Origin of the sequence: Pseudomonas sp. Root329 (genome assembly GCF_001424925.1) — a bacterium.
GTDB classification, from domain to species: domain Bacteria; phylum Pseudomonadota; class Gammaproteobacteria; order Pseudomonadales; family Pseudomonadaceae; genus Aquipseudomonas; species Aquipseudomonas arabinosi.
In genome coordinates this window covers 1-26,916 of record NZ_LMCV01000025.1, presented here as the reverse complement: position 1 = coordinate 26,916, position 26,916 = coordinate 1, and the positions used below count along the sequence as shown (strand labels likewise).

16 protein-coding genes are annotated in these 26,916 nt (G+C 59.1%); 9 read left to right on the top strand and 7 right to left on the bottom strand.

What is annotated here, in order from left to right; genetic code table 11:
• Positions 1–13 precede the first annotated feature (13 nt).
• The 5 genes from ptsP to ASC74_RS19665 all read left to right on the top strand — a co-directional run bounded on the left by ptsP (position 14) and on the right by ASC74_RS19665 (position 13,563).
• On the top strand, positions 14–2,530 hold the full coding sequence (gene ptsP, locus ASC74_RS19685; RefSeq protein WP_056743367.1) for a phosphoenolpyruvate--protein phosphotransferase: 2,517 nt from the start codon (positions 14–16) through the stop codon (positions 2,528–2,530).
• 29 nt (positions 2,531–2,559) lie between these two features.
• On the top strand, positions 2,560–4,275 hold the full coding sequence (nagE, locus tag ASC74_RS19680) for an N-acetylglucosamine-specific PTS transporter subunit IIBC (RefSeq protein ID WP_056743365.1): 1,716 nt from the start codon (positions 2,560–2,562) through the stop codon (positions 4,273–4,275).
• Positions 4,276–4,711: 436 nt separating this feature from the next.
• Positions 4,712–5,086 (top strand): DUF6124 family protein, encoded by a 375-nt coding sequence (locus tag ASC74_RS19675; RefSeq protein ID WP_056743363.1) that lies wholly within the window; start codon positions 4,712–4,714, stop codon positions 5,084–5,086.
• Between the two features lie 399 nt (positions 5,087–5,485).
• The gene (locus tag ASC74_RS19670; protein WP_056743361.1) at positions 5,486–8,602 is read left to right on the top strand and encodes a transglycosylase domain-containing protein; all 3,117 of its coding nucleotides are present in this window, start codon (positions 5,486–5,488) and stop codon (positions 8,600–8,602) included.
• A gap of 146 nt (positions 8,603–8,748) precedes the next feature.
• Positions 8,749–13,563 carry an NEL-type E3 ubiquitin ligase domain-containing protein gene (locus tag ASC74_RS19665; RefSeq protein ID WP_330219786.1) on the top strand — a complete coding sequence of 1,605 codons (4,815 nt, stop codon included), beginning with the start codon at positions 8,749–8,751 and terminating at the stop codon, positions 13,561–13,563.
• An 84-nt stretch (positions 13,564–13,647) separates the two neighbouring features.
• On the opposite strand, the gene ASC74_RS19660 is transcribed toward ASC74_RS19665, so the two are convergent.
• The 5 genes from ASC74_RS19660 to ASC74_RS19640 all read right to left on the bottom strand — a co-directional run bounded on the left by ASC74_RS19660 (position 13,648) and on the right by ASC74_RS19640 (position 19,332).
• Positions 13,648–14,148 (bottom strand): CS1 type fimbrial major subunit, encoded by a 501-nt coding sequence (locus ASC74_RS19660; RefSeq protein ID WP_056743357.1) that lies wholly within the window; start codon positions 14,146–14,148, stop codon positions 13,648–13,650.
• Between the two features lie 33 nt (positions 14,149–14,181).
• On the bottom strand, positions 14,182–14,925 hold the full coding sequence (locus tag ASC74_RS19655; RefSeq protein WP_056743356.1) for a hypothetical protein: 744 nt from the start codon (positions 14,923–14,925) through the stop codon (positions 14,182–14,184).
• A 42-nt stretch (positions 14,926–14,967) separates the two neighbouring features.
• The gene (locus tag ASC74_RS19650) at positions 14,968–16,263 is read right to left on the bottom strand and encodes a hypothetical protein (RefSeq protein WP_236713305.1); all 1,296 of its coding nucleotides are present in this window, start codon (positions 16,261–16,263) and stop codon (positions 14,968–14,970) included.
• Positions 16,232–18,757, bottom strand: a complete 2,526-nt coding sequence (locus ASC74_RS19645; RefSeq protein WP_056743352.1) for a CS1-pili formation C-terminal domain-containing protein — start codon at positions 18,755–18,757, stop codon at positions 16,232–16,234. Before ASC74_RS19645 ends, ASC74_RS19650 begins: the two co-directional genes overlap by 32 nt.
• Positions 18,758–18,843: 86 nt before the next feature.
• A complete protein-coding gene (locus ASC74_RS19640) occupies positions 18,844–19,332 on the bottom strand; it encodes a CS1 type fimbrial major subunit (RefSeq protein ID WP_046047049.1) in 489 nt (162 codons plus the stop codon).
• Between the two features lie 515 nt (positions 19,333–19,847).
• Between ASC74_RS19640 and ASC74_RS19630 the strand changes: the two genes are divergently transcribed.
• The gene (locus ASC74_RS19630; RefSeq protein ID WP_056743347.1) at positions 19,848–20,429 is read left to right on the top strand and encodes a PadR family transcriptional regulator; all 582 of its coding nucleotides are present in this window, start codon (positions 19,848–19,850) and stop codon (positions 20,427–20,429) included.
• Positions 20,426–21,211, top strand: a complete 786-nt coding sequence (locus ASC74_RS19625; protein WP_056743345.1) for a siderophore-interacting protein — start codon at positions 20,426–20,428, stop codon at positions 21,209–21,211. The genes ASC74_RS19630 and ASC74_RS19625 overlap by 4 nt, the downstream gene beginning before the upstream one ends.
• A gap of 15 nt (positions 21,212–21,226) precedes the next feature.
• Here the strand turns inward: ASC74_RS19625 and ASC74_RS19620 are convergent, their stop codons facing one another.
• Together ASC74_RS19620 and ASC74_RS19615 are read right to left on the bottom strand one after the other, a co-directional pair.
• Positions 21,227–21,883 (bottom strand): Pr6Pr family membrane protein, encoded by a 657-nt coding sequence (locus ASC74_RS19620; protein WP_056743343.1) that lies wholly within the window; start codon positions 21,881–21,883, stop codon positions 21,227–21,229.
• Between the two features lie 2 nt (positions 21,884–21,885).
• Positions 21,886–22,116, bottom strand: coding sequence for a VF530 family DNA-binding protein (locus ASC74_RS19615; protein WP_007944895.1), 231 nt, complete (start codon positions 22,114–22,116; stop codon positions 21,886–21,888).
• A 364-nt stretch (positions 22,117–22,480) separates the two neighbouring features.
• Here ASC74_RS19615 and ASC74_RS19610 point away from each other — a divergent pair, with 364 nt between their 5' ends.
• Together ASC74_RS19610 and ASC74_RS19605 are read left to right on the top strand one after the other, a co-directional pair.
• Positions 22,481–23,863 carry a carbohydrate porin gene (locus ASC74_RS19610; protein ID WP_056743340.1) on the top strand — a complete coding sequence of 461 codons (1,383 nt, stop codon included), beginning with the start codon at positions 22,481–22,483 and terminating at the stop codon, positions 23,861–23,863.
• 214 nt (positions 23,864–24,077) lie between these two features.
• Positions 24,078–26,489 carry a glucose/quinate/shikimate family membrane-bound PQQ-dependent dehydrogenase gene (locus ASC74_RS19605; protein ID WP_056743339.1) on the top strand — a complete coding sequence of 804 codons (2,412 nt, stop codon included), beginning with the start codon at positions 24,078–24,080 and terminating at the stop codon, positions 26,487–26,489.
• The last annotated feature ends 427 nt before the right edge of the window (positions 26,490–26,916 follow it).

The window sequence follows — 26,916 nt, the reverse complement described above, 5'->3', positions numbered from 1 at the left end:
ATGAGACCGAGCCATGCACAACAATAATAAAGAGCTGACCCTCAGCGCCCCGCTCAGCGGCCCGGTGCTCACGCTCGCCAAAGTCCCGGACCCGGTGTTCGCCAGCGGCGCCATGGGCGACGGGATCGCCATCGATCCGCTGAACGACACCCTCCACGCCCCGTGCGCCGGCATCGTGGTGCACGTCGCGCGCACCGGCCACGCCGTCACCTTGCGTGCCGACAACGGCGCCGAGTTGCTGCTGCACCTGGGCCTCGACACGGTCGAGTTGCAGGGTGAAGGCTTCTCGATGCTGGTCAAGGAAGGCGCGCGGGTCAGCAATGGCCAACCGCTGTTGCGCTATGACCTGGACAAGGTCGCGCAGCAGTGCAAAAGCCTGGTCAGCTTGATGATCCTGACCAACAGCCAGGACTTTCAGGCGCGGCCGATCACGCTGAAGTCGGTAAAAGTTGGCGAGCCATTGCTGCACATCATTCGTCGGCACGCACCTGGAGCGCAGGCTGAAGCGGAGCTATCCGGGGAAGAGATTGTCGGCCACATTCGTATCGCCCATCGCGGCGGGCTGCATGCTCGTCCGGCAGCGCTGATTCGTCAGACAGCCCAAGGTTTCAAGAGCAAATCGCAGCTGCATTTCGCTGGCAAATCGGCGACCTGCGACAGCTTGATCGGGCTGATGGGTTTGGCCGTTGGCGAACAGGACGAGGTTCAGGTCAGCTGCCAGGGCCCGGACGCCGAAGCCGCGTTGCAAGCGTTGCTGATCGCGTTATCCACAGCGCTGGCCGAAGACAGCCACGCCGCCGCGCCGACACCGATTACCCGACGCACTCGAACTGCCGAAGTGGGCGTGCTGCACGGTGTTTGTGCAGCGCCCGGTTTGGTTGGCGGCCCGTTGTTCCGCTTGAGCGCAATCAGCCTGCCGGTGGACGCCGGCAACCATGATCCCGAGCAACAGCTGCACGCTCTCGATACCGCGCTGACCGTTGTGCGCAGCGAAATCGATCACACGCTGGCCCAAGCCAGGAAACATAAAAACACCGACGAAGAAGCAATCTTCGCCGCGCACCTCGCCCTGCTCGAAGACCCGGCGCTTCTGAACGCTGCGAACACTTCCATCGACCAGGGCATGGCCGCGACCCACGCCTGGAGCCGATCGATCGACGTGCAGTGCGAGGTGCTCCAGCAACTCGGCAGCCCGTTGTTGGCCGAACGCGCCAACGATCTGCGCGACCTCAAACAACGCGTGCTGCGCGCCCTGCTCGGCGAAACCTGGCACTACGACGTGCCTGCCGGCGCCATCGTCGCCGCGCATGAATTGACGCCGTCCGATCTGCTGCAACTCAGTCAGCAAGGTGTCGCCGGGTTGTGCATGGCCGAGGGCGGCGCGACCTCCCACGTCGCCATTCTCGCTCGCGGCAAAGGCTTGCCGTGCATAGTCGCGCTAGGTTCTACGCTGCTGGATCAGCAGCAAGGCCAAGCGGTTGTGCTGGATGCCAATGGTGGTCGCCTAGAACTGATGCCAAATGCCGAACGTTTGGCCGAAGTGCATCAGGCGCAACTCGATCATCAACAGCGCCGCGCCGAGCAACAGGCTCAGGCTCACACCCCGGCACTGACGCTCGACGGTTTGCAGATTGAAGTCGCCGCCAATGTGGCCTCCAGCGCCGAAGCGGCTGATGCCCTGGCCAATGGCGCCGACGGCGTCGGCTTGCTGCGTACCGAGTTTCTCTTCGTCGACCGCAACACCGCGCCGGACGAAGAGGAACAGCGCGCTGCTTATCAAGCCGTGCTCGACGCCATGGGCGACAAGTCGGTGATCATCCGCACCATCGACGTCGGCGGCGACAAACAACTCGACTACCTGCCGCTGCCGGTTGAGGCCAATCCCGTGCTTGGCCTGCGCGGTATTCGCCTGGCTCAGGTCCGCCCGGAATTGCTCGATCAGCAACTGCGCGCCTTGCTGCATGTCAGCCCGCTGTCGCGCTGCCGGATCCTGTTACCGATGGTCACCGAGGTCGATGAGTTGCTGCACATCCGCCAGCGTCTCGACGCGTTGTGCACTGAACTCGGTGTGCTTGAGCGCCCGGAGCTGGGCGTGATGATCGAAGTCCCCGCCGCCGCGCTGCTGGCCGAGCAGCTTGCAGAGCATGCGGACTTCCTGTCCATCGGCACCAATGACTTGTCCCAATACACCCTGGCCATGGACCGCGACCACGCCGGTCTCGCCTCGCGGGTCGACGCCATGCACCCGGCACTTCTGCGGCTGATCGCCCAGACCTGCGCCGGTGCTGCGGTGCATAACCGTTGGGTCGGTGTCTGCGGCGCCCTTGCCTCCGATCCGCTGGCCACGCCAGTTTTGATTGGCCTGGGCGTCAGCGAGTTGTCGGTCAGCCCGGTGCAGATCGGTGAAATCAAGGACCGCGTCCGCCACCTGGACGCGAGCGAATGCCGACGCCTCAGCCAGGACCTGCTCAAGTTGAGCAGCGCCAGCGCGGTGCGTCACGCCTGTCACCAGCAATGGCCTCTGAGCTGAAAACAACAAAAAATCCAGGGAGATCCGCCATGTACCACTACTTCATCGAAGGCCTGCAACGCCTTGGCCGCGCGCTGATGCTGCCGATCGCGATCCTGCCGATCGCCGGCCTGTTGCTGCGCCTGGGCGACACCGACCTGCTGAACATCGCGATCATCCACGACGCTGGCCAAGTCATCTTCGCCAACCTGGCGATGATCTTCGCCATCGGCATCGCGGTCGGTTTCGCCAAGGACAACAACGGCACCGCAGGCCTCGCCGGGGTGATTGGCTATCTGGTGATGATCTCCACCCTCAAGGTGCTCGACGCGAGCATCAACATGGGCATGCTCGCCGGGATCGTCAGCGGCTTGATGGCGGGCGCGCTGTACAACCGTTTCAAGGACATCAAACTGCCGGAGTACCTCGCGTTCTTTGGCGGCCGGCGCTTCGTGCCGATTGTCACCGGGTTCGCCGCCGTCGGCCTGGGCGTGATCTTTGGCTTGATCTGGCCGCCCATCCAACACGGCATCAACAGCTTCGGCACGTTGATGATGGAGAGCGGCAGCTTCGGCGCGTTCGTCTTTGGCGTTTTCAACCGCCTGCTGATCGTCACCGGGCTGCACCACATCCTCAACAACATGGCGTGGTTCGTCTTCGGCAACTTCACTGACCCGACCACCGGAGCCATCGTCACCGGCGACCTGTCGCGCTACTTCGCGGGTGACCCGAAGGGCGGCCAGTTCATGACCGGCATGTTCCCGATGATGATCTTCGGCCTCCCCGCCGCATGCTTGGCGATGTACCGCAATGCGTTGCCGGAACGCCGCAAGGTCATGGGCGGGATTTTTCTGTCGATGGCGCTGACGTCGTTTTTAACGGGGGTGACTGAGCCGATCGAATTCGCCTTCATGTTCCTCGCGCCGCTGCTTTATCTAGTGCATGCGTTGCTGACTGGGCTGTCGATGGCAATCACCAACTTGCTGAATATCCATCTCGGCTTTACGTTTTCCGGTGGTTTGATCGACATGATTCTCGGCTGGGGAAAATCCACCAACGGTTGGTTGATGGTCCCGGTCGGCCTGGCGTATGCGGTGATCTACTACGTGGTGTTTGATTTCTGCATTCGTCGGTTCAACTTGAAAACGCCGGGGCGTGAAGATGCTCTGAATGGCGACAAAGTGGTCATCGCTGAGAATGAACGGGCCGGGGCTTACATCAAGGCGCTGGGTGGTGCGCAGAATTTGATCACCGTGGGTGCGTGCACCACTCGGTTGCGGCTGGACATGGTGGATCGCAACAAGGCAAACGATGCGCAGTTGAAAGCACTGGGTGCGATGGCGGTGGTGCGTCCGGGCAAGGGTGGGAGTTTGCAGGTCGTGGTCGGGCCGATGGCAGACAGCATTGCCGATGAGATTCGCTTGGCGATGCCTGCGTTGGGGCGCGCACTTGTTTCTTCCCCTCCTGCTGTTATCGATGCGCCGAAACCTGCGGCGGTGGCGAATTCAGAAGCACAGCAATGGCTGAAGGCCTTGGGTGGTGGCGAGAACGTATTGCAGCTGGATTGCATCGCCATGACCCGGATTCGATTGCAACTGGCGGATGGCAAGGTGTTGTCGGAATGTGAATTGAAGGCGTTGGGTTGCCAGGGTGTCAGTCAGTTGGAGGGTGGGGTTTGGCATCTGTTGGTTGGCGACAAGGCATCGAGTTTGAATGATGCGCTGGATGCGTTGGTGAATCGCAGTGAGGTGAGTGCCAAGGTTTAGATTGTGGGTGCCACTCCTCATGATGGCGAGCGGATAGGACGCATGGAAGATTCTTTCTTGCCAACATTTCCGATGGTTAAACACCGCTCGACGGCGTTTGTTTAAAACGCCTCAAGGTTACTTCCTGCAAGCTACAACACCTTGCGCCGTTGCCTACGGCTACGCCAGAATCCGCCGGCTTGTGCGCCTTGGGGGCGGTCGGTAACTTGGTTCCTGTCACTGCCCATCAGTGATCGGGTTTAGTAGCCCGTCGATGTCAAGACGCACAACGTATCTATCTAGCAGGCAGCCCATGCCCGCACTTGATGGCGGTTGTGTGCAGGGCGCTTCGGCGCGCCGATTTCTTGGCTCATCGGTCTACTAACCTGTGCACAGCTGCCACCCTTACGTTTAGTAGCGAACGGGTTGCAGCCTCACTCATATGAGGATTGAGCCAATGTTCAAGGTCACACCAAATCCGCCGGAAACCGATCCGGCATCGCCCTACGAATCACTCGACTCCAACAAGCTCCACGAAGCCGCCGAGCGCGCCCTCGACCATCACTTCCCGCCAGCCGATCCCAAGCCACCAAAACGCAACGGCCAGCTCTTCAGCGAAACCCTTCTCGCCAATGCCTCGGAAGATTTGCTGTCCATCAGCGCCATCGCCGCCAACCTCGCCGACGATGTGGACGGTTCCCGCCGCTCCGTAGCCTTGGCGCTCAGCCGCATGGCTGACGGCGTGCATTTGTTGGTGGAGCGAATGCTGGATCATCTGGATGAACCCGAGATGGCGGCGATTTTCGCCAAGCTTCAAAATCGAGTCAGCTGATTCGTCAGGCATAAAAAAAGGGCACCCAACCTCGTTGGCGTGCCCATTTTTTATTCCGCTCCCGCGCTACGCGGGAAGTCGGCGCGTTTGTTGTAGTTGTGGAACCAGACGCAGAGGCCGATGAATAGGGTGCTAAAGCCGGTTACGGAACGCCGCCCGAAGCAAGCTCGCTCCCAAAAAAAAGCAAAGTAGCGCATGCCCGCCTCGCTCCTCACCACTCATCAGGCCGAGCGTTAGCTCGCCAGCAGCTTTTATCCCCGTTCGGTTGCGCAGTAGCCGTAAAGCGGGACTTGACGATGAAAATTCACGATTTGTGTATTCACAATTTTTTCACCAAGGCCAACCACCGTCTAAGCTTCAGACAAGTCCTCTCAATCTGCGTGAATGGATCAGTCGACTATGGGCGCTTTATGGCAAACCGATTCGAGAAAAAATGTGGTTCCGACTGAACGTGTGGATGAAGCGCCTTTACCTGAAAAACCCCCTCGCAGTCGTATAAAGCACGGTTGGGGGGCGTTCTGGTTGTTGTTGCTGATAATTCTGATTGTCCTCGGGCTGGCCGCGGCCAAGGAAATGCGCACGTCGAAGTTTCAATCCCGGGAACTCAGCCAATTCGCCGCCACCCTGAGCTACGAGCTGAAACCCGGTCCCAGCGATGCCATTCACTATCCCGGTGCCGGTCCTTTCGACCTGCGTCTGGGCTACAGCTCCCTGGGTGAATTCCTGCCGCGTCTGATCAAGCGTGACTATGTTGTGGCGTCCCAGACCCGGTTTTCCCAAAAGTTGATGGACTACACCGGCAATGGCTTTTTCGTGCCCTACGCGGAGAAAATCCAGGCTGGATTGTCGATCACCGATTGCCGTGGGGCACCGCTTTACCAGTACAAATACCCACAACAACTGTATTCAAGCTTTGCGGCGATCCCCCCCGTGGTGGTCAACAGTTTGCTGTTCATCGAAAACCGCTTTCTGCTCGACCCCCATCAGCCCCGGGCCAACCCTGCCGTGGATTGGCCACGGTTCGGCATGGCGGCGTGGTCCCAGGTCGCCAAGTTGATGCACCTGCCAGGCCAGTCGGCGGGCGGCAGTACCCTGGCCACGCAACTTGAGAAGTACCGGCATTCGCCCGATGGCCTGACCGTATCGGGCGCGGAAAAAATCCGTCAGATGATTTCTGCCAGTGTGCGCGCCTATCAGGCCGGACCGGAGACCCTCGAAGCCCGGCAGGACGTGATCCGCGATTACCTCAACAGCGTGCCCCTGTCGGCAGTACCGGGCCACGGTGAAGTGCATGGCATGGCCGAAGGTTTGCGCGTCTGGTACGGCGCCGATTTCAACCAGGCCAACGAGCGGCTGGCCAGTAAGGAGACAGATCCGAAAAGCATGTCGGAAAAAGGTCTGGCCCTGCGTGAGATGCTGTCTTTGATGATTGCCCAGCGCCGCCCTTCCCACTACCTGACCAAGGGCCACGATGAACTGGCCGAACTCACCGACAGCCACATTCGCCTGCTGGCACTGAATGACGTGATCGATGCGCCACTCGCGGCAGCGGCATTGACCAGCAAAGTGACCTATCGCGACTGGCAGACACAGCCAACCATTCAGCCGATCGAAACCAACAAGGGCATCAGCGTGGCACGCAGTCGTCTGGGCGGGTTGCTCAACCGTCCGCTGTACGACCTCGATCGCCTTGATCTTTCCGCCACCAGCACCCTGCAAGGCGAGTTGCAAACCAAGGCTACCGAGTACCTGAAGCATCTGGCCGACCCTGTGTTTGCTGCGCAGATCGGCTTGATGGGCGAACGCCTGCTGACTCCCACCAGTACCACCCAAGTGCGCTACAGCTTCACCCTGTTCGAACTGACCCCGGACGGCTCGCGGGTGCGGGTGCAGACCGACAGCACCGACCAGCCGTTCGATATCAATGAAGGCAGCAAGCTGGAACTGGGCTCCACCGCCAAGATGCGTGTGCTGACCACCTATTTGCAGATCATCGCCGAGCTGCACGATAAGTACGCAACGATGACCATCCCGGAACTGAAGAAGGTCGACGTCCCTGATCAGGACCGCCTGAGTCGCTGGGCCGTCGATTACCTGATCCAGAACAAAGACCGCAACTTGCCAGGCATGCTCGGCGCTGCGCTGGATCGCAAATACTCGGCCAGCCCCGGTGAAGCTTTTTTCACCGGTGGCGGGCTGCACACATTCGTTAACTTTCGCAAAGAAGACAACGGCCGCATTCCTACCCTGCGTGATGCCCTGCGTGAGTCGATCAACCTGCCGTTCATTCGGCTGATGCGTGACCTGGTGCGCTACACCACGTACTCCGGCGCCAATAGCAGCGCCGAATTGCTCAAGGACGACCGCGACCCTCGGCGTCAGGAATACCTGGCCTCGTTCGCCGACCGCGAAGGCACGTCGTTCCTGCTGAAGTTCTGGAAGAGATACAAGAACAAGGACACCCAGGCGCGGCTCGAGACCTTCCTCGACAGCATGCGCCCGACCCCGATTCGCATGGCCGCGGTGCATCGTTATCTGTTGCCACAGGCCAGTCAGGAAAGCTTCAACATGTTCGTGCACTCGCACCTGTCAGGCGCCAAGCTCACCGAAAAACTGACCGACGAACGCCTCCAACGGCTCTACGAAAGCTACGGCCCTGGCGCCTACGACCTACCGGACCAGGGCTTCATCGCCAAGGTTCACCCGCTGGATCTATGGTTGATCGGCTACTTGTTGAAAAACCCCGACGCCAAGTTCAGCCAGATCGTCAAAGCCAGCCAGTTCGAACGCCAGGAAGTCTACAGCTGGCTGTTCAAAAGCCGTCACAAGGGTGCCCGCGACAGCCGCATTCGCACCATGCTGGAGATCGAGGCGTTCCTCGACATTCACCAACGCTGGCAGAAAGTCGGCTATCCATTCGACCATCTGGTGCCGTCGCTGGCCACGGCCATCGGCAGTTCCGGCGACCGTCCGGCCGCCTTGGCGGAGCTGATCGGTACCATCCTCAACGACGGCGTGCGCATGCCGACACTGCGCATCGACAGCCTGCACTTCGCGGCGAACACGCCATATGAAACCAAACTGATCAATGATCCGGATGTCGGTAAACGGGTGATGCCTTCCGAGGTGGCCACGGCCATGCGTGAAGCGTTGTCGCAGGTGGTGGATGCCGGTACGGCCAAGCGTGTGTCCGGCAGTTTCGTGACGCCCGATGGCAAACCGTTGGCCATGGGCGGCAAGACCGGTACGGGCGATAACCGCATCGAAGCCTTCGGTTCGGGTGGGCGAATTCTGAGTTCGAAATCCATCAACCGCACCGCGACCTTCGTGTTCTACATCGGCGATCGTCACTTCGGCACGATGACTGCGTTCGTGCCCGGGCAATCGGCCGAAGCGTTCAAGTTCACCTCGGCCTTGCCAGTGCAAGTGCTCAAGGGGATGGCGCCGATTCTGACGCCGTACCTGCAACCGGGCAGCAGTGTCGCGTGTCAGCCAGTTCCGACATCGCGACTGTGAGCTTTTGCGCAGCAGGTGGTATTTAATTATTTTTCAGATTTGAATACTGACCTGTTTACCGGCTGAAAGCGCCGGTTAAGCACAGATCTTTAGACTGTTGTTTTTAGCCCCGACAGATAGGCTGATCATTCTTAAAACGATCAAGGATGATTGCCATGTCTGACGCTCCCACGCCTGCCGCAAACACCGATAAAGGCCGGCACTCCGACTTCATCAAGAACGCCACCAGCGACAATTTCAAAACCGCCACCCTCAACCGAGGCCTGGCCCTGGCGGCCACTCCATTGAAGATGCAGCCGTGGTACACCACCGTGTCCGCCTCCCATCATGACAAGCTCAAGGCCGCTAACCTCAAGGCCTGGGGCTCGCAGAACCGGGTGGATCATCTGTTCAAACAACTGGACGTGTATCCGTTTGCCAAGCCCCTGCTCCAAGCGAAACTCAAGGAACGCTACGGCATCGAGGATGACGTCAGCACGACTTACCTGCGCTTGTACCTGCCCAAAAGTTTGCCTTGGTATGCGCATGATGTGACGGGCGGTGTCACGACCCGGACCGTGTCCCTGCTGGATGCGGCGCTGCATAACTTCGCCAAGACCGAAACGGTCGATGCCGACTCGCAGTTCATCAGCAAACCCGACGATTGCGGGCACTTCGATGTCATCGCGATCAAGCACAAAATGACCATCGGCCAGTTTCAGGCCCTGTGCCGGGAACTGGACCTCGGCGCGCTTTACAAGAAACACCTCGAGAGCTATCTGCTGCCCGGCGAACCGGTAGCCGAAACCTTCATGCAGCTTAAGGTGACCGCAAGCCAGAAAGACGCACTCGCCGTCGCCGCGCAACTGGCATGGATCACCGCCGATATCCAGTCCGATGCCTGCCAGCTGATGCTGGACCTTGCCAAGGATGAACCTCAACTGCTGCTCAATGGCAGGCTCATGCGCTGCTGCGACCTGTCGATGATGGGAACCCGCCTGACCGGCATTGTTCTGCTGATTCCTGCCGTGCCCGGCAGGGGCGGCATTCGGAGGCTCATTGCCTACATCCCCCATGACCCCGATCACCCGCTTAAGGAGTACGACTCAGCCGACACGTTCATGACTGAACTGGCGCGTCAGTTACGCGAAAACAAAGTCGGCGCCTCATCAAAGCAGAGCTATCGACAATTCTTCAGCCAGTTCGTCGATCAACAACAGCGCGGGCATTTTTTCGCAGACCTTGATCGACGGCTCGTGACTGTCAGGTGGCATGACAAAGAGGGTCCGACGGATCAGCGTCCGACGTGGCGAGAGGATGCTGTGGCTCGCCCCCGCCTGGAGTTCGAGCACTTTCCACTCTCCGGTAACTATTGGGCCTACGCCTACCGGCAAAAGCTCAACAAGATCCTCAACGATGCACGGCAGATCGCCGTATCCACCGCCGACACGGACAGCAACGCGCGCTGGGCCTGGTGGGACGACTTCAAGAAAATCGTCTCGGATATTTTCAATGTCGCACTGTTGATCGCCACGCCGTTCGTGCCGGGGTTGGGCGAACTGATGATGGCGTACACCGTTTACCAGCTGACCTCGGACGTCATCGAAGGGATCGTCGATCTGGCTGAAGGTCTCGGCTCTGAAGCGGCCGAACATGTGATCAGCGTGGTGACGGATGTCATTCAACTGGCGGCATTTGGAGCCGGCGCTGAAATAGGTAACGCTTTGAAGTTGAAACTGTCGCCGTTGGTCGATGGCATGAAGCCGGTCAAGCTGCCTGATGGCAAAAAAACGTTATGGCAACCCGATCTCGCACCTTACGAGCAGAAGAATGTCACCCTCTCGGCGGACTCAAAACCCGACGAATACGGCCTGCATCGCCACGCCAATCAGAACATTCTGCCGCTGGATGACAAGTTCTACGTCGTCGAGAAAGCCTCGAAGGCGCCGACCTCCAGGACGCACCGTATCAAGCACCCCACTCGCCCTAATGCCTACAAGCCCACGCTGGAACACAACGGCCATGGCGCCTGGGTGCACGAGGCGGAAAACCCGGTCGAATGGGAAAGCGAAACCTTGATGCGCCGCCTCGGCCACCGCGTAGATCGCTTCTCGCCCACCGAGCTTGAGCACATCCGCGTCAGCAGCGGCACGCAAACCAATGCGCTACGCCGCATGCATATCGATAGCGCGCCGCCTCCACCGATTTTGGCTGACACGATCAAGCGCTTCATTGCGTATGACGAGGCCAAGGCCCTCGACGGACGCGCAGGCAGCTCAGGCGAAACCTCAAAGCGCCTGTACCAAGCAGGAGAGACGTCGGACAAGGCGCAAATCCTGCTGCTGAGGCAATCCTTCCCGAACATCCCTCTCACCGTCGCAGAAACAGTGCTGGCTGACGCAAAATCCGCCGAGCGCACGATAATGGCCGAAGAAAGTCGCCTGCCGCTCCGCATTAAAACCCTGGCCCGTGAAATGAACTTCGAAGCCGGAACCGCCAGAGCCTACGATGGTTTTTATCGCAATGAGCAGGTTGTACCGGACACCGAAAGGCTGGCGCTCAACACATTGAAATTCCACACCGACAGCTTCGCCGATTTACGCATCGAAGTTTGGGACGGCACTCATGACGGCACACTGCGCTGCAGCGCGGGTCCGGAGGATGCTTCGACGGTTCGACGGCTGATCCGGGATGAACACGGCCAATACGAAGTGCTCGACGGGGACAATAAAAAACTGCACAACTCCGGCGACCTCTATGAGTCGATCCTGCGCGCCTTGCCTGAGGACAAACGCGCGGCGTTGGGCTACCAACGGGGTCAAGGTCGCCTGTTCAAACTCTGGATCATGGAAAAGTCCGCACCACCTACTGAACGTCGGACATTGCTGGCAGAACCGCCCATTCGCGCAGTTGCCAAAACTGAAACCGTCAATCTGGTGCGTGGTCCGTTCTGGTTCTTTGGCGAAAAAACCCCGGAGCAGAGGATCAAGGAGCTGCATCCGCAATTGAGCGATCAGCAAGTCACCCGGTTTCTCGAGGCATTGCGTGCCAAGGGCGATCCCGACCAGGCCATCGACCGCATCAGGGATGACCTCAAGCAATTGCGCAACACCTTACAGGCGTGGCGCGACGACCAGCCGACTCAATTCGACAGTGTCGGGGATCCCATCGCAGGGATTAACAGGGACTTCCTGCAAAACGGCGGAAGGCATATCGAGGAACGGCTGCTTGAGTGCTTCGAACGTAAGAGCGAAGCGTTCGGCGAGCGCAATATCCATCCGGACGGTGGCTACACGCTGGACCTTTCCTCCGAAATCATGGGCCCGGATCTCGAGCGCTGGTGGAAGCAAGTACGCAAGCTGGCCGACATCAGAAAATACGTTGATCAGATCACTGTGCTGAATCTGGACAAAGCGCGTTTTTCGGTCGACAGGAACGGTCTATTGAACGACTTCCCGAACCTTCATCAGCTGAGCGCCCGCAACACAGGATTGACCACGGTGCCATCCGATATCGGCAAGCTCGGTCAGCTGACAACCCTGGATTTGGCTGACAACCGAATCAGTCTGAGTGCCAATTCACTCGAGCAGTTGAGCAACCTCACCCACCTGGAAACGCTGAGGCTGGACGGCAATCCGCTGCGCCAGCCCCCGAATGTCGGTGGCATGCGCGACTTGAAAGTATTAGGCCTGGCAAGTACCGGTATCGAAGACTGGCCGCAAGGTCTTTTCAGCGATGCGGCCGGCGAGAAAAACCGCCCGCGTGGTTTTTCTCTCGACATGCGCCAATGCCCGATCAAGACCGTACCAGAGGTCACGTCAGGGTCGGATCAAGCGTTCATCCTGGCACGTGCGCGATTCGGCACCCTGCGGCTTTCCGATGCTGACCGGATCCGTTTTGGCGACTACCGCGAATCCGTGGGCTTTGCCCGTCAGCAGGCCTATTCAGGCGCTGTAGAGGATGAACTGAGCCATTGGAAGCCGTCCTCGACCGCACCCTCGGTTTTCGATTTGTCCGAGGGTTACAAAGTACACAGGGAAGAGTCCTGGCACGATGTGATGGCCGAACCCGGCTCCACCGATTTTTTCAGGGTCATCAGTAAGCAGAGAGACAGCCAGGACTACCAGAACGTCGGAGCTCGCAAGCAGTTGACCAAGCGCGTCTGGCAAATGATCGATGCCATGGCGCTGGACTCCGAATTGCGCGAAGAACTGTTTAAACAGGCCAGTCAGCCCGAGACCTGCGCGGATGCCGGGTCGCAACTGTTCAACAACATGGGACTCAAGGTGCTGGTGTCGCAAGCGTACAGCGAGTCGGCGTCCGCCACGGTACTTGACGAAAGGCTGGTGAGGCTGGCCCGTAGCGCCGCTCGCCTGGAAAAGGTCGGTGATGTCGCCAGAGCCGAAATCAGCAGCCAGCAGCAAAAGTTTCTGATCAATCCGGCAAACAACACCGCTCCGGATGATGTGGAAGTGCACCTGGCGTTTGAAACGGGACTGGCGAAACGCCTGGAGTTGCCGTGGCAGTCCGAGGGCATGCTGTTTGAACCGAGATCCGGTGTGGATCGGGTAAAAATCGAAACAGCCTATGACACGATCATCGAACGGGAGAAAGGTGACGGGTTGGTCAACGGGATGGTCGATTCATTCGAGAACCCGTTCTGGGAGCAACATTTGCGTAAAACCTACCCTGAACAGTTCGAGTCGAACGATCAACTTTTCGAGGGAAAACTAGGGCAGCTCGAAGAACTGCGCGAGGTTCAAAACAAGTGGGCCAATAATCAGGACAGGACTCAGACAACACGGCTTCAGAAAAAACTGGAAGCGTTAGCCCGAGTGCTAAACGTTCCAGAGAAAGTAGTGTTCAGTGGTGAAGAAATGAGCACCTCGTTTTACAACAGGCTGATTCGAGACATGGACTATGCACGTAACGAGTTGGCCAGAGACCTGACTCGTGCAGCGATGGCACGAGCCGGGATTTAAACATGTAACGCGTCTGGGGACCTTTTGATTGACCCTACGCCAGCGCCGAGTCTTATCACTCGGCGCTGCTTCTCGATCGACACATCAATCCCCCGGCGCCCTGGCGTTGAACAACAACAGTACGTTGCCACTGTAATCCCCCGGGCGGAAGCCCCCCGCCGGTTTCACCGGATCGATTTCCAGCAACACCCGCTTGCCTGCTGCCGCGTCAGCCGCCGACACCACCAGACGTGGGGCAAGGTCCGAGCTCAACTCCATACCGTTGAAACTGACCCGCAACGCAATGTCGTCAGCCGGCCTGCCGTTCGACAAATAGGGAGCGACCTCCAGGCGCGCTTCGATGGCGCTGGTGTCATGCCGTACATCAAAGTTCCTGCGCACACTGCTCAGGGTCGTTGTCGAGGGGCTCCAGATCAACCGCTGCGGCCGGTGTATCCAGTCCGGTTCGGCCGGGATCACATAGAACGAGCGTGCCGGGATGCTCACAATCACCTCGAAGGTGTGCTCTTCCCGGGCAGCCCATGTCAAAGAGCCCATCAGTGCGGTCATTGCCGTCAGCGCGACGGCGGCGCATTGCTTGATCATGTTCGATACCCGTTGTGTCAATGGAAAGCCGGCCTATCGGCTGGCAATCTTCAGGACTTTTTTACTGTCGCCTTCGATCAGGGTGAAACGGTATTCGCGCCCCTTTTCCTTGTCGAAGCCAAATGCCTTGCCGGCCATGACGTGGTGTTTGGTGGTCGCTCCGCATTCGGTTTCATTGCTGATTGCGCAGCTTTTGAACTCGTCGACGATGACCACGGTGTTGCCGTTATTGCGCAACTCATAACGTTGGTCGGTTTCACTGATGGCGCTCTCGAAGCGAGCGTTTTTTGGACGAACGAAGAAGACCGTGCCAAACCCGGTCATCACGTTGACCCCCGCAGACAGGTTCTTTTTGTAGTCTTCGCGCTCGTCGCTTGAGACGGCGAATTCATCTTCCTTCTCCGGTACCACTGGCACGAAACGCACGCGAAAATAGCGTTCTCGGTCTCGCTCGCCCATGTACAACAGGCGTGTGCCCTGCATGCCCTGGGCCGGCACGATCAGCCGCGCCGGGCTGGCCATCACGCCGTTGCGCGAGGCACCGTCCACGGTAGCCTCGACCGGAATTTCCTTGGGCGCGCCATCGGCGTCGTAGACGATTTCCAGCACGTTGACCTTGACGAACGCGGTGGCATCACCGCTGTTGAATACCCGTTTGAGGTAGGTACTTTTATCCGCATCCAGATAGTCATACACGGTGCCGACATTGATCTGTGGCCCGGCGTTGGCCGTCCCGCAAAACACACTGAGCACCCACAGTAAAAACACACGGTTCATTGTCTTTAATCTCATCAGAAAAAAGTGGCCAGACTCGAACGGTCAAACATCCGAGTCCCAGATAATGGTGATGTTGCCGCTGAACGTGTCTCTCATGCCGGGCCGCAGCAGAAAATCGATGGAGTCCCTGGGCATCTCGAAACGTAGCGAGCCGGCCTTGCGATTCACATAGATGTCTGGTTGAAAGACTGACGTCCAGGTGTTGTGTCTAAGCGGGTAAAGCTTGACCTGGGTCGGCGAGCCCGACTCACCCGACCTGATGATTCCGGGTGGCAAGGTGAGGTAGGTTTCCACTTCGGTGGTATTGCCTGTGGGGCTATACAGCTTGCAGCGAGTGCCGCCGGTCGAGTTGCATAGCATCATGACTTTGAAGCGTGACGACGCCGACAGATAAAACAGCTGGTCGCGGTAGAGCTTGTTCGGTTTGCGACCGCTTTCAATCCAGCGTTGCCACCCGCCCTCGGGTTCCAGCGAAACTTTGTTGCCGCCCGCTGGCAGGTCAACCTTCAAGGTGTGTTGCACATCCAGATCGAAACTTAGGGTCAGGGTCGAGTCATCAGGCTGCATGATGTCGCCCATGTCGAAATCCATCCCGGGTCCGATATCGTAAGTCCAACTGCCAAAATAATTACCGGAAGACATCTCCAGCGGGTTTGGCGTACGCAACTCATAGCCAATCTGCATCCGGTCATAGGTCACGGACGGAATTGGGTAATTGGCCTTCGCGGCACACACGCTGGATCCGCTGGTTAACCAAAAGAAGGTTCTACTGGCCGGTAACGTGTACATACCTCCTGTGTATTGACAAGGTTGAGGAGGTTGCCACGTCCAGTCGCCCCAAAGGCGTGTGTGCCAACCCTGAACACTTGTGGGCTCGCCTGTACCGACCAAATTTTCCGCCGTATCAGGCAGGATATAGCGGCCACCGATCGAGACTATCCGGACTTCCAAATCAGCTTTTTCGAGTGTCTCTGAATGCTTGACACTCAGTCTTTGCCATTCACCGGGTACCCGAAACATCGGCCCCCTGCGTTGATCGGCATTCCCCGCCTCAAAGGGCGCAACAGATCGGAATCCGATGGGTATAAGCAAAGAAAACAGCTCTCTGTCTTTGCAAAACGCAGGTTGCATTTCGCAATGTCCACTTAGAGGGGTTTCATTAACAAACTTGTTTTGCAGTGGTTTTGAAGGATCGGGTCGAAACACCGCACGAATATCCATCGTTGCACTCACCGCTGCTTCGGCCATCAGGCTTAATATCAAAAACCAAAAACTGCGGCTTCCTGTTTTACCCCTTATCATCGTTTCAACCCGCCTTCTGTTTAATAAACGACGCATCCGCCAGGGTATCCGGCGTGCACCGCAGATCACCGATCATCAACACGTTGTTTTCACTGCGGTGACGACTCGCATCGAGGCGGAACTGGCACAGCAATTGATTACCCTGACGCACTTCCAGCGTGGGCGAGCCAGCATTCATTTCCATCGAGAAGAACCCGTCGACTTCCGTTACCCCGCGACTGGCGTGGTTAATCACGTGATGCCCCTTGAGCGGTCGCCCCTGCGCATCGACCAGTCGGCCAAGCACGGTCAGGGTCTTCATCACGCGGACCTTGCGGTATTCCACCCCGCCCTTGTTCAGGTGATAGCGGGTGCGCGCCGGCTCGATGGTCGCTGCCGGGACATGGTTGCCCTCGAAGTCGAAACTCACCGAGCTGTTCTGGTATGCGGTAATCGGGATGAAATTACGCCCCGGCTTCAACGCCGCGCCGCCACCGCTGTAATCGTCGGCGCGCAGGGTGATGTCATCGATGTCCGATTCCACGTCGACAATCATTCCCGCGCCACGCATTTCGTAATGGCTGGTCATGAGCATTTGCTCGCCGCCGACGACCAGGGTGCTGTCCAGGTTAAGACCGCCGGTGAAGTTGCCGTTGTACGACGAACGCTGGACGAAACCGTCGCCATTGACTGCGTCGGTACGAAAGCTGGCAAGGCTCGACACACCCACACCGTAGGTGTCAGTGAGTGCAGTCATCGAGACGTTTTGCAGCACGTGATCGTTGAAATCCTGGCGCCAGCCGAGGGAAGCATTGTTGTCGCGGCTGCCGTCACGGGCCGTGCGCGAACCGATGCTGCCGGTGATCTGCTGGCCGGGCGCGCCCAGTGCCAAGTTGACGCTCAGGTCTACGCCGCGATTGCGCGCACTGCCGCTGCTGTAGCTGCCCGGCCGGTCGAACAGCGACAGGCGCCAGTTGCCATCGCTACCGAACAGCGTCGTGCGCTGGTTCCAGCCCAGGTCCAGGCCGACGCCTTCGACGTTGCCCTCACTGTGTGAAACGCGGGCGTTGATCGAGCTTTTGCTGTTGAGGCGATGGTTGAGCGCCAGCGATGAATTGCTGGTTTCGCCAATGAACACATTGCGTTGGCGCACCCGTGTACCGTCTGGCAGGGTTTCATACAGGTTGGTGGTGTCCAGCCAGCTGCGGTTGTGGCTGAAGACCAGGCTACCGGCGCCATAGTTGTAGAGGCTTTGCAGATCGAGGCCGGTGCCATGATCCTGCGTCTGGTACACGTTGGCGTACAGGCTGATGTGATCGGCCAGGGTCCAGTCGATGGAACTGCCGTATTGCAGTTTTTCGCGAATTTGCCGTGCCGATAGCCCGAGGATCACCCGCGGGTGCATCAGGTAATTGATCGAGGCCCCTGCCGTGGGACTGCCGCTGGACTGCTGGTCCCAGTTACTGAGCAGCTTGCTTTCTTCCCCGGCAAACACGTTGTAGCGCCAGCGCTCGTCGAGGTTTCGCCAGTTGTTGGGTTTGTAGACCAGCTCCTGGGTAGTGGAGGTGATCTGGCCGTCCTCTATCAGGCGCACTTCCACTTCGTAGATGCCGCCCGGCAGCGGCCGGGTATCGAGGGTCTGCAACCCCGCGGGCACCGACTGGGTGTTGATCAACAGACCATCGCGATAGATCTCCACCGAGCCTTGGCGATTGGCCGTGACGTAGATCGGATAAACGCTGGGCATCGGGCTATTGATCGCCAGGCTGTCGGAGCTGCCGACCATGACGCCGACAGCGGTATCGGGGCTGGTGCCAAACGTTCGAGGTTGGCGGGTCAGCCCTTCGGAATTGGGGGTGAAATAGCCCAGGCGCAGGAAGCTGCCTTGCAGTTCGCGCTGGGTGTAAAGCTCATGGATCGCGTGATAAAGCTTGTCATCGGGACCGCCGAGGCGGGCCAGTTGCATGTTGAACGTCTGGCTCCAGTTGCCCAGGCTCGCGCTGGCTTCAAGGCCATAGCGCCCGCCCAGATCCTGATCCTGGCCGCCATTGAGGTTGAGCTGGTTGCGCACCATCAGTCCGCTGCTTCCACCCACGGGCTGATCGAAATAACGTTTGGCTTCAACATCGCGTTCAGCGTTTTCGGTGAGGATCGATACCAACGAGTTTTCCAGGTTGTAATGCACGGCCAGCACCTGGTCCGGACATGAACCGGTGCAGTTGCCCAGTGGCACGCCTGGCTTGAGGTAGCTCGTCCATTTTTCCCGCTCGACAGGGCCAAAGCGGTTTTCGCTGGTGTCGGTAAATTCGAGCAGGGTGACGCGATCATCGCGAGACAACACCACCATGGCCTCTCCCAGAGGCTGTTGATCGAGTTCTACCCGGACAGCCAGAGGCACATCAAAAAAATGCTCCTCAAAATCCGCCGGCAGACCTCTGGCCTGCGCCAGGAGACTTCGCGGTGTCGTACCGGCGGAAGAAACGGGAGCCGCCGCTGCACTGGCGCAAAACAACAGCGCAAGCGCAGCCGCGATGGGGGTCATCGGGAACATGAACTCTTACTCTGATTACGATCAAGTTGAAGTCCGACGGGACAAACAATTGCTGTTTGCCCTGTCGGTTTACGCGACTTTGAAAGTTAGCGCGCCACGGGAGGCACAGCGTCGAAGGTCATTGCCACGACACCGGTGTAGTCGCCCGGCTGGAAGGTCGTACCTACCGCACTGATTTTCAACGGTGCACGGAAGTTCACGTCAGACTCGGCTTCACCGACAACCTTTTGCGGGGTCAAGTTGAGTTCCGTGTTATTGAGTTCAACTTTCAAGGTAATGGAATTGGCACCAGAGATCAGTTTTGGCGTGCTGTCCAGGCTGGCGTGAACCGAACCGCTGTTGTTACGCACATCAAAGAACCCGTTCACTTCTCCCATTTTGCCGGTGGTAGGCTGGTAGCTCATGTCCTGATCCTTGTTGACGAGGTCAGGATTGGTAGGTACCACGTAGAAACCGTTAGTCGGCACGTGGGCGATAATGCTGATGGAGTGAGCCGCTTCACCTGCGGCAAATGCCCCGGCGGAACCCAGCGCCAAAAAAGCCAATGGGGCAGCGATTGCGATTTTCTTGAACATTGTTAAGTCCCTGTTTTCTTTATGGAGTCGATTCATTGAAAGTTAAAAAATGCTTACCTGTAATAGGTCGCCTTATTTGAACTTCCAACGCCGAAACATATTCGGCTTCTTGCTCCTAAAAGTAAGCAGGCAACTTCCCATGAGCGCGTAGTTAAACAACCTCATGGCCAGAAGGAAAAAGAAACAAAAAACCCAAACACCAAACAGCGACTGTAAGTTACAGCCTACATACAGTTTTACGAAAAAAACCATACAGCGGCTTCGCCTAGACAACAATGGACTTGCAGGATTTTTAGAACATAAGCTCAACTATTATTAGAGTAATAGCTTTAACTATTAGACAATGCCTGCATCGGCGACAAAATCAGCTTATGTGCGGTGATATTTCCTGGTGAATTTCATCATTGACCGCGCCAACCGCCCGTCGGTACCGATCAGTCCCTTGCAAAAAACGTCTTGCCCTGCGATTAAGATATATCTTAAGTTGTATCTAAATACGACGAGAGAGAAGGAAAATGAGAGACCATCATTCCCCCCACCGCGAACACAGCGACGGCCGCGACGGCTTCGAGAAACGCCCTGGCCCCGGCCGCGAACGCGGTGGACGCGGACCACGGGTGTTCGCCCCCGGCGACCTGAAATTACTGTTGTTGGCCCTGATCGCCGAGCAGCCTTGCCACGGTTATGACCTGATCCGCCAGATCGAAAGCATGTTCGACGGCGCGTACAGCCCCAGCCCCGGTGTGATTTACCCGACCCTGACCTTCCTTGAAGAAAGCGAGATGATCCTGGGCGACGCCGAGGGCGGCAAAAAACGCTACACCATCACCGATGCCGGACGTCTGTCGTTAAGCGATCAGGCGATCGCACTGGACGGCGTGCGGATGCGCATCGAGGTCAGCAAACGCTCATTGCGCGGCCATGACCGCCCCGCCGAGATTCACGAAGCGGTGCACAACTTGCGTCATGCCTTGCAGATGCATCACGGCCGCTGGAGCCCGGAAGAAATCCTGCGGGTACGCGACCTGCTCAACAACACCGCCAAAGCCATCGTCGATGGCCCTGTCGTTCAACCCGTTCAGGAGCAAGCCGAATGACTGAAGTGATCGTGCAAACCATTCACCGTGTCAGCCACGAGATCAAACGCCGTCGCCTGGAAGTGTTGCGGGTGGTCGACCTGACGCCGCGCATGCGCCGCATCACGCTGGGCGGACCGGAACTGGCCGGCTTCGTCAGCCTCGGCACGGACGACCACGTCAAACTGTTGTTCCCTCAAAACGCTGCGGAACAAGCCGCCCTGGAAACCCTGGTGCTCGGTGCCGGCAAAGACAACGGGCCGATGCCGGCGATGCGCGACTACACGCCGCGCCGCTACGACCTCGACACGCTGGAACTGGACATCGACTTCGTGCTGCACGGCGATGGCCCTGCCGCGACCTGGGCCGAACAGGCCAAACCCGGCCAGTTTCTGCACATCGGCGGGCCACGGGGCTCGATGGTCGTGCCGGACATCTTCGACAGTTACCTGCTGATCGGTGACGAAACCGCCCTGCCCGCGATCGCTCGGCGGCTGGAAGGCCTGGCGGCCAATCGCCGGGCATTGGTGATTGTGGAAGTGGAGAACGGCGCCGAACAGCAACGACTGGAAAGCGCCGCGCAGGTCAACGTGATCTGGGTATTGCGCGAGGGCGGCAAGGACAACCTGCTGACGACGGTGAAGCAGCTGCAAGTGCCCAGCGGCAATCTGTACGCCTGGGTGGCGACCGAGAGCAAAGTGTCGCGGCAGATACGCCGGGTGTTGCTGGATGAGCACGGGCTTAGCGAGCAGTCCGTCAAAGCCGTCGGCTACTGGCGGCTGGATGACAGCGACGAAGAGTGATTCGTGCTGGCGGCGCTATCGGCGCCGCCCAATCTGGCGGTCGATACCCATCAATAGCAAGGCAATCACCACAAACCCCACCAACAACCCGCCAGCATTCACGAACACCTGTGGATAACCCAGCTTCTCGACATCAATAAACGGATAGGGATAAACCGCCAGCAGACGCCCGCGCCACAACGAATACGCGAAGTACACCACTGGATAGATCACCCACGCCGCGATATGCCGCAGTCGCAACGTGCCTTTCGGCACACAGCACCACCAATAAGCCAGAAACAGCAGTGGCATGACGTCATGCATCAGCTCATCGGCCAGCCATTGCCAGCCTTGCGGATGCCATAAATGGCGCAACAACACGTTGTACCCCAGGCCGACCACGGCGATGCTCACGGCAATGCCACTACTCACCCACGGTTGTAAAAACCAGCGTCGCGCGGCCGACTCGCGGGACGTCAGCTCACACGTCAGCACGGTCGCCACCAGCGTATTGCTCAGCACGGTGAAATAGCTGAAGAAGCTGACCAGCCCACCGAGCAGGCTGGCCGCCAGTGTCCAGCGTGAGTAGAGAATCAGGTACAGCTGAATGCTCAGTCCCGCCCAGCCAAGCACCGCAGCCACGGCGACAACACGACGCCTCGCGGCAGAACCTGGCGTCGGTGGGTTGACCATGCTCAGACCGGTCGCTTGGTGCGCATCAACTTCACGTACAAGCGCTCGACCTTCTCCCGTGCCCACGGGGTTTTACGCAGGAATGTCAGGCTCGACTTGATGCTCGGGTCACTCTTGAAGCAGCGGATATCGATGCGCTCGGCCAGCCCCGACCATTCGTAGTGTTCAACCAGCGCGTTGAGGATTTGCTCCAGCGTCACGCCGTGCAGCGGGTTGTTGTTCTGTTCGGTCATGCCGGGCCTTCGAGCGGTGAAAGAATGGGAAGCCGCGCACCTTAGCCGAGGGCTTCGTTGGGGGGAAGCGATCTGTGTGCGGTCAGTTAAATGTAGGTGAAACGCAAAAGATCGCAGCCTCGTTTCACTCGACAGCTCCTACATTGGAATGCGTTCACCTGTAGGAGCTGTCGAGTGAAACGAGGCTGCGATCTTTTCCCACTGACTGTTACCAAATCCGAAACGCTCCATGTCAGCAAAAGCGCTTTCTCTATTTGTAACAGAACATTATCCTTGCGCCCGTCAAGCTGAAACGCTTCATCTGCCCGCGACATACTGCCGCTTCAGTTCACTTCCCAGAAAAAGACCCAGAATTACTTCCCCTATGCCTTATCTTCAAACTCCGCGAGACAGCGCTGTCTGCACCGCTATTGCTGGTCGAAAAGCCCTGAACCTGATGGGCGGATTCACCGCGCTGGGCCTCGCCACTTGCACCCAGGCCGCTCCGGCCTTCGATAGCGAGTCGCCGTGGATGCTCGGCGACTGGAACGGCACGCGCACCGAACTTTCGGAAAAAGGCTACGACTTCAAAGTCGATTACACCGGCGAAATGGGCAGCAATCTGCACGGCGGCTACGACCATGACCGCACCGCTCGCTACAGCGACCAGTTCGGCCTCGGCACGCACATGGACTTGCAGAAGATTCTGGGCTGGGACGACGCCGAGTTTCAGCTGACCATCACCGAGCGCAACGGCAACAACATCAGCAACGACCGCATCAATGATCCACGCGTGGGCGGGTTCACCTCGGCTCAGGAAGTCTGGGGTCGCGGGCAAACCTGGCGCCTGACGCAGATGTGGTATCAGCAGAAATTCTTCGATCAGAAGCTCGACATCAAGGTCGGCCGTTTCGGCGAAGGCGAAGACTTCAACAGCTTCCCCTGCGACTTCCAGAACCTCGCGTTCTGCGGCTCGCAGGTCGGCAACTGGGTCGGTGGCATCTGGTACAACTGGCCGGTCAGCCAGTGGGCGATGCGCGTTAAATATCACCTGACGCCGGAGCTGTACGCGCAAGTCGGCGCCTACGAGCAAAACCCGTCGAACCTCGATCGCGACAATGGCTTCAAGCTCAGCGGCAGCGGCACCCAGGGCGCGATCCTGCCGGTGGAACTGGTCTGGTCGCCGAAGCTCAACGGCCTGCCGGGGGAATACCGCGCCGGTTATTACTACAGCAGTGCCAACGCCACCGACGCTTACAAGGACAGCAACGGTCAGCCGGCAGCCTTGAGTGGCGAGGCTTACCGCAGCGCGTCGAGCAAACACGGCGTGTGGCTGGGTGTGCAGCAGCAGATCACCCGCCGCGCCAGCGACAACTCCCGCGGCCTGAGCGTGTTCGCCAACGGCACGATGCACGACAAGAAGACCAACGCCATCGACAACTATGTCCAGGCGGGCGTCGTCTACAAAGGCTTGTTCGATGCACGCACCAAGGACGACATCGGTTTCGCCCTGGCCCGCGTCCACGTCAACCCGGCCTATCGCAAGAACGCCGAGGCGACCAACCAGGCCCGCGCGGTCTTCGACTACGACAACCCGTCCTTCCTGCCACCGCAGGACACCGAATACAGCGCCGAACTCTATTACGGCGTGCACGTCACGAACTGGCTGACCGTACGCCCGAACCTGCAATACATCCGCCACCCCGGTGGCGTGGACAAGGTCGATGACGCGCTGATTGGCGGGATCAAGATCCAGTCATCGTTCTAACCAACACCACAAAAACCATGTGGGAGCGGGCTTGCTCGCGAAGGGGCCGGCAGCCCCAACATCAATGTTGACTGAACCACCGCTTTCGCGAGCAAGCCCGCTCCCACAAGGACCGCATCAACTAAACAGTTTTTCTATGAACCCTGCCCGCACCGGATCGTCATCTACAGTGAACTTGCGCGGGACAACTTAAAACGTCACGGAGAACCACACTATGAGCACTGATGGTGCTTTGAGTCGAAGCCGTCTGCTGCCGAGCCTGCTCGGTATCCTGCTTCTGCTAATGGGCCTGGCCATGCTGGCCGGGGGGATCAAGCTGAGCATGCTCGGCGGCTCGCTGTATTACCTGCTGGCCGGTATCGGCCTGGCGCTGACCGGCGTGCTGTTGATTGCCGCTCGCCGCTCTGCGCTGGGCCTGTACGCAGTGGTGCTGTTCGCCAGCACCGTCTGGGCCCTGTGGGAAGTCGGCCTGGATTGGTGGCAACTGGTGCCGCGTCTGGCGATGTTGTTTGCCCTCGGTATCGTCATGTTGCTGCCGTGGGTCCGCCGCCCGCTGCATCGCGGTGAGTTCAATCCGGTCGGCACGGGTGCGCTGAGCGCTGCCGTGGCGATTGCCGGTGTTGCCGCGCTCGCCAGTCAGTTCACCAACCCCGGTGAAATCAAAGGCCAACTGGACCGCGACAGCGTGCCAGGCATGACCAACACCGCCCCGGCCATGCCCGACGGTGACTGGAATTCCTACGGCCGCAGCGCCCACGGCGATCGTTACTCGCCCCTGGCGCAGATCACCCCGCAAAACGCGAACAAGCTCGTTCCGGCGTGGACCTATCGCACTGGCGACCTGCCAGGGCCGAACGACCCGGGCGAAACCACTGCCGAAAACACCCCGCTGAAAGTCAACGGCATGCTCTACGTCTGCACGCCGCACAGCCAGGTGATCGCGCTGGACCCGGACACCGGCAAGGAAATCTGGCGTTTCGATCCGAAGCTCTCCACGCAAAACGCGGCGAACTTCAAGGGTTGGGCGCACATGACCTGCCGTGGCGTGTCGTATCACGATGACGCCGCTTACGCTTCCGAGCAAAGCCCGACCGGCACTGCCAGCCCTGCGCCGGTCAGCAACGTCTGCCCACGCCGGATCTTCTTGCCGACTGCCGACACCCGTCTGATTGCTCTCGACGCCGACACCGGCAAGATGTGCGAAGACTTCGGCGACAAGGGCCAGGTTGATCTGCGCGCCAACATCGGCAGCTTCACGGCCGGCGGCTACTACTCCACCTCACCTCCAGCGGTCACTAAAGACCTGGTGGTGATTGGCGGCCACGTCACCGACAACGTCTCCACCGACGAGCCTAGCGGCGTGATCCGCGCGTTCGACGTTCACACCGGCAAACTGGTGTGGAACTGGGACAGCGGCAACCCGGACGACACCACGCCGATTGCCGAAGGCAAGGTCTACACCCGCAACTCGCCGAACATGTGGTCCATGTTCGCGGTCGACGAAAAACTCGGCATGCTCTACCTGCCGATGGGCAACCAGACCCCGGACCAGTTCGGTGGCGCGCGTACCCCTGAGTCGGAACTGCACTCTGCCGGCCTGACCGCCCTCGACATCGCCACCGGCAAGGTGCGCTGGCACTTCCAGTTCACCCACCATGACCTGTGGGACATGGACGTCGGCGGCCAGCCAACCCTGATGGACCTGAAAACCGCTGACGGCGTGAAGCCAGCGGTACTCGCGTCCACCAAACAAGGCAGCATCTACGTGCTGGACCGCAGCACCGGCAAGGCCATCGTGCCGATCAACGAAGTGCCAGTGCCGCAAGGCGCTGTCGAAGGTGATCACACCTCGCCAACCCAGCCGAAATCCGACCTCAACCTCATGCCGCCGCCGTTGAAAGAACGCGACATGTGGGGTGTGACGCCGTTCGACCAACTGATCTGCCGGATCGACTTCAAATCCCTGCGCTACGACGGCCCGTTCACGCCGCCATCGCTGCAAGGTTCGATCGTGTATCCAGGCAACTTCGGCGTGTTCGACTGGGGCGGTATCTCGGTTGATCCGGTGCGTCAGATTGCTTTCATGAACCCGGACTACATGGCGTTCAAATCGAAACTGATCCCGGCCGCCGAAATCGCTGCCCAAGGCCCGCGTAAAAGCGAAACCGAAGGCGTGCAGCCAAACAAAGGTGCGCCCTACGGCGTCGTCCTCGAACCCCTGCTCTCGCCAATGGGCCTGCCATGCCAGGCACCGGCCTGGGGTTACGTGACAGCGGTCGACCTGACCACCAGCAAAATCATCTGGAAACACAAGAACGGCACCGTGCGTGACAGCTCACCGGTTCCGATCCCACTGAGCATGGGCGTGCCTAGCCTGGGCGGCACGTTCACCACCGCCGGTGGCGTCGCCTTCCTGAGTGGCACCCTCGACCAGTACCTGCGCGCCTACGACGTGAAAAACGGCAAGCAGCTGTGGGAAGGCCGCCTGCCAGCCGGCGCGCAAACCACGCCGATGACCTACACCGGCAAGGACGGCAAGCAATACGTGCTGGTTGTTGCGGGCGGTCATGGGTCGCTGGGCACCAAGCAAGGTGACTATGTGATTGCGTACAGACTGTCCGAGTAAGTTTTAGCGGCGGTTAAAGGAAAGGCGACTCCTGTGAGGGGGTCGCCTTTTTTTTGTGGCAATCTTCGCCATACCGCAGAACAAATGTGGGAGCGGGCTTGCTCGCGATAGCGGTCAAACATTCAACATTGATGGCGACTGACACACCGCATTCGCGAGCAAGTCGAATCGTCGCACCGCCGCTCCCACAATTGAATTGGGTACATCAGTAATACATTGGTCGGCTGTCAGGCCGCCTTCGCGGGCAAGCCTCGCTCCTACTAAAACAGAACAGCGCACACCCGCTTCTCACCACTCAACAGGCCGAGCGTTAGCTCGCCTGCAGCCCTTGATCTTGATCCACCCGCCCCCTCGGGAGGCTGAGTGGAGGTGTGCATCCGGGGAGTGGCGCGCAGCGCCGTTCGACGCAGTCGAACACGCTGCATGT